11 protein-coding genes are annotated in these 10,415 nt (G+C 31.7%); 7 read left to right on the forward strand and 4 right to left on the reverse strand.

Annotated features, from left to right (window positions below; all coding sequences use genetic code 11):
* Nucleotides 1-114 precede the first annotated feature (114 nt).
* From argC to CN514_RS23265, 7 genes are all read left to right on the forward strand, one after another.
* Nucleotides 115-1,146 carry an N-acetyl-gamma-glutamyl-phosphate reductase gene (gene argC / locus CN514_RS23235; protein WP_098234609.1) on the forward strand — a complete coding sequence of 344 codons (1,032 nt, stop codon included), beginning with the start codon at nt 115-117 and terminating at the stop codon, nt 1,144-1,146.
* Nucleotides 1,147-1,159: 13 nt separating this feature from the next.
* The gene (gene argJ / locus CN514_RS23240) at nt 1,160-2,383 is read left to right on the forward strand and encodes a bifunctional ornithine acetyltransferase/N-acetylglutamate synthase (protein ID WP_098234600.1); all 1,224 of its coding nucleotides are present in this window, start codon (nt 1,160-1,162) and stop codon (nt 2,381-2,383) included.
* Between the two features lie 14 nt (nt 2,384-2,397).
* Entirely contained in the window at nt 2,398-3,168 is a 771-nt protein-coding gene (gene argB / locus CN514_RS23245) for an acetylglutamate kinase (protein WP_098234601.1), read from the forward strand.
* Nucleotides 3,161-4,324, forward strand: coding sequence for an acetylornithine transaminase (locus CN514_RS23250; RefSeq protein ID WP_098234602.1), 1,164 nt, complete (start codon nt 3,161-3,163; stop codon nt 4,322-4,324). Before argB ends, CN514_RS23250 begins: the two co-directional genes overlap by 8 nt.
* A gap of 153 nt (nt 4,325-4,477) precedes the next feature.
* A complete protein-coding gene (locus CN514_RS23255; protein ID WP_098234603.1) occupies nt 4,478-4,945 on the forward strand; it encodes an NUDIX domain-containing protein in 468 nt (155 codons plus the stop codon).
* A gap of 174 nt (nt 4,946-5,119) precedes the next feature.
* Complete coding sequence (locus tag CN514_RS23260; RefSeq protein WP_098234604.1) at nt 5,120-6,028, forward strand: aminoglycoside phosphotransferase family protein; 909 nt, start codon at nt 5,120-5,122, stop codon at nt 6,026-6,028.
* Nucleotides 6,029-6,225: 197 nt separating this feature from the next.
* A complete protein-coding gene (locus CN514_RS23265; RefSeq protein WP_098234605.1) occupies nt 6,226-7,056 on the forward strand; it encodes a hypothetical protein in 831 nt (276 codons plus the stop codon).
* 338 nt (nt 7,057-7,394) lie between these two features.
* On the opposite strand, the gene CN514_RS23270 is transcribed toward CN514_RS23265, so the two are convergent.
* The 4 genes from CN514_RS23270 to CN514_RS23280 all read right to left on the reverse strand — a co-directional run.
* The gene (locus tag CN514_RS23270) at nt 7,395-7,880 is read right to left on the reverse strand and encodes a DinB family protein (protein ID WP_098234606.1); all 486 of its coding nucleotides are present in this window, start codon (nt 7,878-7,880) and stop codon (nt 7,395-7,397) included.
* 227 nt (nt 7,881-8,107) lie between these two features.
* Complete coding sequence (locus CN514_RS23275) at nt 8,108-8,785, reverse strand: nucleoside/nucleotide kinase family protein (protein WP_098234607.1); 678 nt, start codon at nt 8,783-8,785, stop codon at nt 8,108-8,110.
* A gap of 27 nt (nt 8,786-8,812) precedes the next feature.
* Nucleotides 8,813-8,989: a hypothetical protein gene (locus tag CN514_RS25995; protein ID WP_176526046.1), complete on the reverse strand. Its 177-nt coding sequence runs from the start codon at nt 8,987-8,989 to the stop codon at nt 8,813-8,815.
* 306 nt (nt 8,990-9,295) lie between these two features.
* Nucleotides 9,296-10,415: site-2 protease family protein (locus CN514_RS23280; protein WP_217993957.1), on the reverse strand; the 1,120-nt coding region annotated here is incomplete at its 5' end.

Below are 10,415 nucleotides of genomic sequence, written 5' to 3' on the forward strand. Positions count from 1 at the left end.
AAGAAAATTGGTTAATCTTTTTTTTTTTTTTTGAAAATTTATAAAAATACAATTGATTTTATAATTATTCATAATTATAATGAAGAATATAATTTTATAAAAGGGGAAATTAAAATGAAAGTCGGTATTATTGGGGCAACCGGATATGGTGGTCTTGAACTCATAAGATTACTATCAATGCATTCGGAAATAAGCAGTATGAATTTTTATTCAACATCAGATTATACGGAAGATATGTCTACTTATTATCCACATTTAGCTACTAGTACAAGTGGTGCAATAAAAAAGTGGAATAAAAATAAATCTGTTTCAGAAAATGATATTTTGTTTTTTGCGACACCACATGGAGTTAGCAGTGAGTTAATGGAAGAAATCGATTTTTCGAATACAAAATTAATTGACCTATCTGGAGATTTTCGATTAAAAAAAGAAGAAACATACCAAAAATGGTATAAACATACACATCCTTGTTTTTCAAAAACGAATCAATTTACCTACGGGCTATCTGAACTTAATCGAGAAGCGATCAAACAATCCAATAATATTGCAAATCCAGGATGTTATCCAACAGCAACGCTACTCGGAGTCGCACCATTATTAAAGGCAGGACTTGTAGAGAAAAATTCAATTATAGTAGATGCTAAATCTGGAATTTCTGGTGCTGGGAAAACAGCTAATCAAACGACTCAATTTATGAATCGAAATGAAAATTTAACAGCCTATAAAATTACTGAACATCAACATATACCTGAAATTGAACAATTTATTGGATCAATTGATTCAACACAGGATTTTATAACTTTTACACCACATTTAGTACCTATGACAAGAGGAATTTTGTCAACAATGTATGTGACATCAACACGTGAAATTAGTAACGAAGAATTAAAAGAAATCTATAACAAAAGTTATGAAGATTCCTATTTTGTGAGAGTAAGAGACGGAGTACCTTGTACAAAAGATGTATATGGTTCAAATTTTTGTGATATATACTCTACTTACGACATACGTACAAATCGAATCACGATCGTTTCTGTCATTGATAATCTTGTTAAGGGAGCGGCTGGGCAGGCAATTCAAAATATGAATTTAATGTTAGGTTTGCCAGATGAAGCAGGTTTACAATTTACACCAATATTTCCATAAGGAGAGATAAAAGTTGATAACAAAAGAAAAGAATATAAAAAAATTAATTGGAACAATTACATCACCAAATGGTTTTTATGCTAGTGGAGTTCATGCTGGCCTACGTTATAAACGTAAAGATTTAGGATTAATTTATTCCGAGAAACCAGCATCTGTTGCCGCAGTTTATACATTAAATTTATTTCCAGCTGCACCAATTGCGATTACAAAAAAGAGTATTGCATATAGTAATAAGCTACAAGCAGTTTTAGTAAATAGTGGTTGTGCAAATGCATGTACAGGTAAAAAAGGAGAAGATGATGCCTATTTAATGAGAGCGTGGTGTGCTGATCACCTTAATTTACCAGACCATTTAGTTGCAATCGCATCGACCGGTGTAATCGGTGAATATTTAAAAATGGATCGTTTAAAGAGCGGCATTGATATGTTAACGGTCGGAAATAAGTTGGAAGATGGAGAAGATTTTGGTCAGGCAATCTTAACGACAGATACTGTAATAAAAACTACTTGTTATGAAGTATTGATTGATGGAAAGATTGTAACGATTGCTGGGTCTGCTAAAGGCTCTGGAATGATTCATCCAAATATGGCAACTATGCTTGGTTTTGTGACAACTGACGCTACGATTAGTTCTGTTCAGTTACAAACCTTATTAAAAGAAGTGACAGATAAGACATTTAACCAAATTACAGTTGATGGAGATACTTCAACAAATGATATGGTTTTAGTTATGGCAAATGGAGCTGTTGAACATGAGGAATTAACTGAAAGTCACCCAGATTGGGCTAATTTTGTAGCTGCATTTCAATTAGTTTGTGAAGACTTGGCTAAAAAGATTGCTAGAGATGGTGAAGGGGCAACTAAGTTAATTGAAGTAAATGTAAATGGAGCCTCAAGCCAAAAAAATGCAAATCAAATTGCTAAAACGATCGTCGGATCAAATTTAGTAAAAACAGCTGTTTATGGTGAAGACGCTAACTGGGGAAGAATTATTGGTGCCATTGGATATAGCGGGGTCGAAGGTAAATTTAATCAAATCGATATTTCCATTAACGGTGTAACCGTATTATTTGGTAGTAAACCAGTTGAGTTTAATGAAGAAGAAGCGAAAATTGCTTTGAAAAATGAGATTATTTATATTGATGTCCATTTACATGAAGGAGATGCAGTTGGTACCGCATGGGGCTGCGATTTAACTTATGATTATGTGAAAATAAATGCAAGCTATCGCACATAAGGGGGAATTAAACATTGGAAACAGTCGTTATTAAACTTGGTGGTAGTTTAATCCATAACTTATCAAATACATTCTTTGAAAATATAAATCAATTAAAAATGAGTGGTAAAAAAGTCATCCTTGTTCATGGTGGGGGACCACTTATTAATAACTTATTAGTAAAGTTTTCAATTCCAGTAGAAATGGAAGACGGCATTCGAAAGACTTCATCCGAAGTTCTAGAAATTGTAGAATATGTGCTAAATGGAAAAATTAATAAAGATTTAACGATTATTTGTAATCAATATAATATTAAAGCGATTGGTCTATCAGGATGTGACAATCTATTACTAGAAGCTTCACTTTATAATAAGGGAAAATTAGGTTGGGTTGGAGAAATTGAAGATGTAAATACAAATCTATTAAATTTACTACTTAACCATGATTATGTACCCGTTATTTCGCCTGTTGGGGTGGATAAAATTGGCCAAAAATATAATATTAACGCGGATGAAGCGGCAAAAAGTATTGCCAAGGCAATGAATGCGGAATTGCTCTGCTTTATCACAAATACAAATGGTGTTTTAGATCTAGATCAAAAATTGATTGAAAAGATTACGCCTAGTGAAGTTGAGAAATTAATCGATGAAAAAACAATTTATGGTGGAATGATTCCTAAAGTTACAAGTGCCTTAAATGCATTAAATGTAGTAAATTCAGTGGCAATTGTTGGTGAGAATTTCTTAAATGAAAATGGAACGATTAACGGTACAGTATTTACAAAAGGAGTTGTGTTAAGTGAGTAATTTATTCCCAATTTATAATAAAAAAACAATTAATTTTCAAGCTGGAAAAGGTACTTACCTATATGATGACGAAAATAACAAGTACCTAGATTTTTTAAGTGGAATTGCTGTTTGTAACTTAGGACATTGTCATCCAAAAGTTGTAAGTGCACTTAAAAAACAAGTAGAATCGATTTGGCACGTATCAAATTTATTTACAATAAAAAAACAAGACGAGCTAGCTAAGCTATTAGTAAAAAGCTTTAAGGATGGATTAGTATTTTTCTGTAATAGTGGTACAGAAGCGAATGAGGCAGCAATAAAATTAGCAAGAAAACATTCAGGTAAATCTCATATAATCAGTTTTAAACAAAGCTTTCATGGACGTACGTTTGGATCAATGGCTGCTACAGGTCAGTCTAAAATCCATGAAGGATACGGCGAAATGTTAAGTGGATTTACTTATGTACCCTATAATGATTTGAATGCTTTACAAAATGAAATTAATGAAAATACTGGAGCAATTATTTTGGAGGTAATCCAAGGTGAAGGTGGTGTAATCGTTGGTAATAATGACTTTTTTGAAGGTGTTCAAGCTCTTTGTAAAAAACATGAATTATTACTCATTGTTGATGAAGTACAAACCGGAGTGGGTAGAACAGGAACAATGTTTGCCTATGAACAAACTCCACTAAATCCAGATATAATAACGCTAGCCAAAGGTTTAGGGAATGGTTTTCCAGTTGGGGCAATGCTCGGTAAAAACAATCTAGCTAATACATTCTCGTTAGGAGCGCACGGTTCAACTTTTGGAGGAAATTATTTAGCAATGGCGGCTGCTTTTGAAACAATCAATATTATTAATGATTTGCAATTTTTAAGTAGTGTAAAAGATAAAGGACAGTATTTATTTGATAAATTAGCTGAAATAAAAGAAGAGTTTCCACAAATAGTAGAAATACGCGGTAAAGGATTAATGGTTGGTATCGAGTTAAAGCAATCTGTGGATCAACTAGTGGAGCAATTTCTAAAGAATGGTTTAATTGTTGGAACTGCAGGACCTAATGTATTAAGATTATTACCGCCAATCAATTTATCATACGAAGAAATAGATGAAGCAATCGAAATAATGAAACATGTTCTTTCTTCTTATTTTTTAGATAGCCAAGTTAAATGATGGGTAGTATATTTTGACTAGAAGGCATTCATGGACCTATTCCATGATGCCTTTTTATTATTTAGGTCTTTCTGCTTGATTCGTTAAAATAGATTGAAAGTTGAATTTATTTTTTAGATAATGGACTAATCACTTTATTGGGGGAACTAGGTTATGTATCATATTCGTGTAAGAGCATGTGCTTTAATTGTTGAAAATGATTCAGTCTTATTAGTTCAATTTACAGATGAGGACGGAATTCACTATAATTTACCAGCTGGCGGTACCGAAGCTGGTGAGACAATTACTGAGGCTGTAAAAAGAGAAGCATTTGAAGAAGCAGGTGTAGAAGTTGAGGTTGGAGATCTAGTATTTGTTTCAGAAAATGCACCACATATGACCGGTCATAGAATACATGGATTAAGTTTGATGTTCCGATGTCATATTAAAGAAAACTCAATTCCTACGTTGCCACCAAATCCAGATCCAAATCAAACTGGCGTAAAGTGGATACCAATTAATGAATTAGACAATATCATTTTATATCCAAATATTAAAGATCAAATTATTCAATATGCAAATGGCAATTATCAAAATAATCGATTAATTGAAGAAGACAAATTAAAAGAACAACTAATATGATTATTCTCTCCATCTTTCATCTAACGGAAGTTGAGTTTCTCCATATGATTTTTTTTAAAAGTGAGGAACTCAATTTTTCTACTTTTACAAAAAGCAATTGTATTTCAGTTCAACTCTACATTTTTTGGAAATTTCAATCATTAAAAAAGATTATTTATAGAAAAGGATGATTAAGTGATAACGCTTCCAGATCAGTTTATAAAAACGATTAAAGATATCCATAAAGAAAAAGGAAAAATATGGCTCGATAATTTTGAAGACTTGTACAATAGATGTGAAATTCGATGGAATATGAAAATATTATCACCATTTGAATTATCATATAATTTTGTAGCGCCAATTTTAATTGATGGTCAAATAAACGCAGTTATTAAACTAGCAGTTCCTAATGAGGAATTTAATAGTGAGGTTGAAGCTTTAAGAGAGTTTAAAAATAAAGATTTTGTTAAAGTTATAGATTTCGATCTTAATGAAGGGATCCTAATTTTAGAACAACTATTGCCTGGTGATACCCTTGCTACAATTGAAAATGAACAAGAGGCAATGGGGATAGCCATCAAAGTCATGAAAAATTTATGGAAAGCTGCACCTAAATCCACTAGAATACCTACCATATTCAGTAGAGAAAAAAGCTTAAGTCGAATTGTTGAAAAATTTCCTAAGGGTTTAGGCCCTATATCAAAAGAAATGTTATTAGATGCATTTGTTATTTTCAAAGAAATGAATCGTACACAATCTACAAAATACTTACTTCACGGTGACTTACATCATTATAATATTTTAAAAGCTGGAGAAAAATCATGGAAAGTTATTGATCCAAAAGGATTAATAGGCGAAAGAGAATATGACATCATCCAGTTTCTTTTGAACAACTTAGAGGGAAAAAATATTTCTACGACTCTAGAAAATCGAATTAATCTACTAGTAAAAGAATTGAATCTAAATAAAGAAAGAGTACTCCTGTGGGGTTATTCGCATGCTGTATTATCAACATGTTGGAGTTTAGAAGATGAAGGAACTTATAATGAATATTTTTTTCAGGCTATAAATGTTTTTAAAGATTTACATACAAAATTTTATTAGTTTTATATTGGCTGAAATATTAGGATCTATTAGAGTAGATTTTTGATTTTCTCAGGCAGTTTAGCTCCATAAGAATATTTTTGTTTCAAATATGCGAAATTACCCCAAATTACAGTAGTAGTTTTTTACTGTATAATCATCTTTGTGGGAGTAACTGGAAATTTGCTTAATCAAAAATATTAATAGGAGTACTTAGTATGAAAAATAAGAAACGATATTTTTCCCTTTTTATATTTATAGTTATTGTATCTTCAATTCTATTATATAAGCACCAAACTGATGCTGAAACTGTAAAAGTAAAAATAGGACAATCAAGTAAGTTCACTAAGGACGAAATAAAAGCAGCAGTAAGTACTGTAAAGGAAACATTTAAAGGTTATAAAGGGTGCACATTGACGGATCTATGGTATTCAGAAAAAGATTCTCTTGCCATCACCAAAGATTATATGAATTATGGTGGGGGTTATGAAACAGTTGTAGGCGATAAAAATGTAATTGTTTTGCTTTCAAACTTTAAAGTCGATTCTTCCGGTGGTGATGGAAGTTGGAAGCCCAATTCAACTCAGACTAGATACACTTGGACTTTAATAAGAAATAATGAAAAGGGTAAATGGAGAGTTAAACAAGCAGAAGATACTTATACTGATGCTGATTATGTAAAAGTGAGAATAGGACAATCTAAAAAGTTAACGAAGTACGATATAAAGACAGCATTCGAAACCGTCAAGAAAAATTTCAAGAAAGATAATAATAATGAAGGATGCACAATTACAGAACTACATTATTCAGAGTTTCAAGCGATCGAAGCAGATACAATTGAATCTTATATGGAAGATGAAAATGCCATTGTTGTCTTTTCTACCATTAAAACTGCTCCTACAGTTGTAGGTGGTTGGGATGCAAATAAAACGATGGATAATTTTGGTTGGACGCTGGTTAGAGATAGTAAAAAAGGAAAATGGAGAGTTAAAGATGCGGGATATGCATTAGATATAAATTTATTCTTTTTAACTAATGCAATGCTTTAGTTTAACAAGACACGACTACTTCTTCTGTAGTCTTTTTTATTGCATAAAATGGCAGTATATTTGCATATGGATTGTCTGGTTTATAAGAAAAAAGGCGAAATTCCCCCAAATCACAATTACTCACTGTGTTGATATAATTGTAGGAAATAGGAATCAGATTGAGGTAGGAGGAAAGTTTTGTAATCAAGAAAAATACTAGCCGATGTAATTTATTTCTTGTTATAAAATAGGTCCTATTTAATCCAAATTACTTAACCTATGTTAGAAAAAAAGCTACCATCGCTGGTAGCTAGAACTTTACATAAAACAAAAATGGACTAAACTATATTCTTTGATAATTATTTATTCGAATGAGTGGCAAGACCCCGTCCAATTAGATTTGCAGAAACAGGTTGTTTCCCGATTTCCCTTGCCCAAATTGATAATTGCCCTATATGGTGAATTTCATGAGCAATGGTATGTCTAATGATTTCGCCCCAAGTATCCGTCACATTTCTTCCATCTGGTAAAGTATCGTAAAATAAACGGTTTTCCATTTCATGATCCCAGCTGTCTACAAAATTTTTCACTTCAATATGAAATTTGGCGTCCAATTCTCGAACTTTATCTAAGCTTTTATAAGCATTGAAATTCTCCTGAAAATCAGATTTGCCTTGTAGGACACGAATCCAGCTCCACTCTACATCAACTATATGAAAAAGTGTATGTAAAATACTTCCCATTCCACCAGATCGGGTTAACAGTAGTTCCTCTTCACTTAGCTCTTCACACCACCTATACCATTCTTCTCTTACCGACCAATTATATCTAAAAAACATTTGCAATTATAACTCCTCCTAATATAGAAAATTAAGCACTAAAATATAGGGTATTACCAAAATTTGTTAACTATGAGTATTTCAACAAGCAACGGTTAAATTCCTTGTCAAACTAAAACATGCGTATGTTGACTAAGGTAATCGGCTAAAAAGTCGATATTTCGTAGATTTATGAGTTATAAAGGCTGCTCCTATTTTTATAAGTAAGTTTTCGGGAAGTAGTTCTTATTGAGTTATGATAGCAATTTATTATTAAATACAAAACTAGGATTATTTAAATCATTATTTTTAATGATTACATCCGCATTAAGTTGAGGTGAATGTTGCTCCAAATAGAGTTTCGAAGCTGCATGGTATCTTTTAATAAACATTTCTTCTGCTTTTTCAAAGCTTCCGAATGCTCGTTCTTCACGGATTGCTCCTCTTTTTCTTGCAATAACAAATTCGGTATCTACGAATATTTTAAAATCGTACAAGTTACATAATTCCATCTTAAATAAAAATGTTCCATCTAAAATAAAAATCATATCATTGGTTGCAACTTTTAAATCTGAATTAACATACTCATCCTTGAGTAAGTCAAAGGAGGATGTTTGATATTGCAGGTTGCCATTTGGTCCTAAAGGTATTAAAAGTTTTTGCTTAAAAGACTCGTAATCATGGGCAGCCTCATAATAACCTAAAGCAGATTCCTTCCCGTGTTTGTAACGAATCTCTCTCGGGTTATGAAAATAATCAATACTTGTTCTAATCACGTTCTTTTTCCTGCGTTTAAGTTCTTCTGCGATTTCATTAGCAATAGTTGTCTTACCAGATGCTGTAATTCCACTAACTCCCACTCGAATTGGATGATCTATTTTTAGACACAAGATTTTATTTACCAAATCAGAAATTAATTTGCTCCTTAACATAAATCCTCCTTTTTAACGAAGAACTTCTTAATTTGGTCCGTTTATATTATTCGAATTAGTAGGATTGGTTGTATTTCTCCCAATTTCTTCATTCAATGTTTGATTATCACTTTTATTTGGAGTGCCAGTTCCAAACTTCTTTTCCATAAAAAAACCAAATGCAATCATAATAATAACAAATCCCAAAATAACAATTACAAACATTGTGGTATACCTCCTGACATTTTTACTTGAAAACTACACAAAACTCAAATTTACACAAAATGTATGTAAAATAAAAAGCTCGTTTTAGTTCTACCTTTAGGATATTCCATTTTTTTCCACAAAATTCCTATTCTTTATTGAACAAAACTTCCATTTAGCACTAAAAACGGTTTATTATTTACCCTGAACTATACTTCAAATCCCCCGAGGGAAATGGAAAACAGTCACGAAAATCAAGAGTGCATTTATAATTAAAATAAAAGAACCTATCTTGAATTATTATTTTCAAAATAGGTTCTTTTTCTTTTATCTACCTAAAACATGTTCAATTAATCCATAGCTCCAAAATCCAAGTAAAGCTAAACTACTCGCTAAGATGATATAAGCAATAAAAATTTGCCATTTTTTACGATTACTAGAAACATAGTAAGTTTCTAATGTTTCTTGTTGTTTCAGTAAAGGTGCAATCCTTTTATGCTTAATTTCTTGAATCTTTTCATCAATATAAGATCTCCAGTCTAAGTCTGGTTCATGTAAACGTGCTCGAACGGAACGAATTAGATAGTTTATTTCAAGGCGTTCCTTATGAATTTCTAATTCTAATTTCTTATTATCTTCAAAAAATGGGAAAAAGAAACGTTTTACAATCGTACGATCAGAATAGACATTAAAAATCCCAAATTGAAATTGTTTAATTGTATGTTCGTATAGTTTTATTTTTTCTTTTACTACCTTTAACTGGTAAGCTTCTCGTATTCGTTTAATGAATGTCGTAATACCTAAAATAATAATATAAAATGCGATAAAATTAGGCTGGTAAAATAAATACACTAACATCATCATAATACCGATAAACCAAAAAATTGGTGGTAAAACACTTAAAATTCTCCCTCCATCTAGAGGAGAAATCGGAATTAAATTAAACAAATTAAGTATACAACCTAAAGCGATGACTAATCCGAAAAATTCATTATGTGTGTAATGATAGAGCGGAATTGCTGGTAGAACTGAAATTAAGCCTAAAAACGGACCACCAAACGCTACATAAGATTCAGTTACAGCATCTTTTGGCATTTCTTTAAGTGAAATAACCGCTCCAACAAAAGGAATAAAAAATGCTGGTGAAGTTGGTAGACCCTTTTGTTTCGCAGCAATTAAATGTCCGCCTTCATGACAAATTAATAAGTAAACAAGTGCGAAAGCAAAATACCAACCAAAAGTAAATCCGTATACAAATAAATACAAGATCATGCTTAAGAAAGATAAAAATTTTGCAGCTTTTAATAGCGGTAAAAGTAGCTTTAATTTAGTACCTATTAGTGCGATTACTACTCCAATTCTTGTTAACGATTTTTTCGTTTTATTATTGATCATTGGTTGTGCCATTCTTTTCACCTTCTCGCTAATTATGATATGATTATGTAGG

Origin of the sequence: Bacillus sp. AFS001701 (assembly GCF_002559405.1) — a bacterium.
Lineage (GTDB): Bacteria > Bacillota > Bacilli > Bacillales > Bacillaceae_G > Gottfriedia.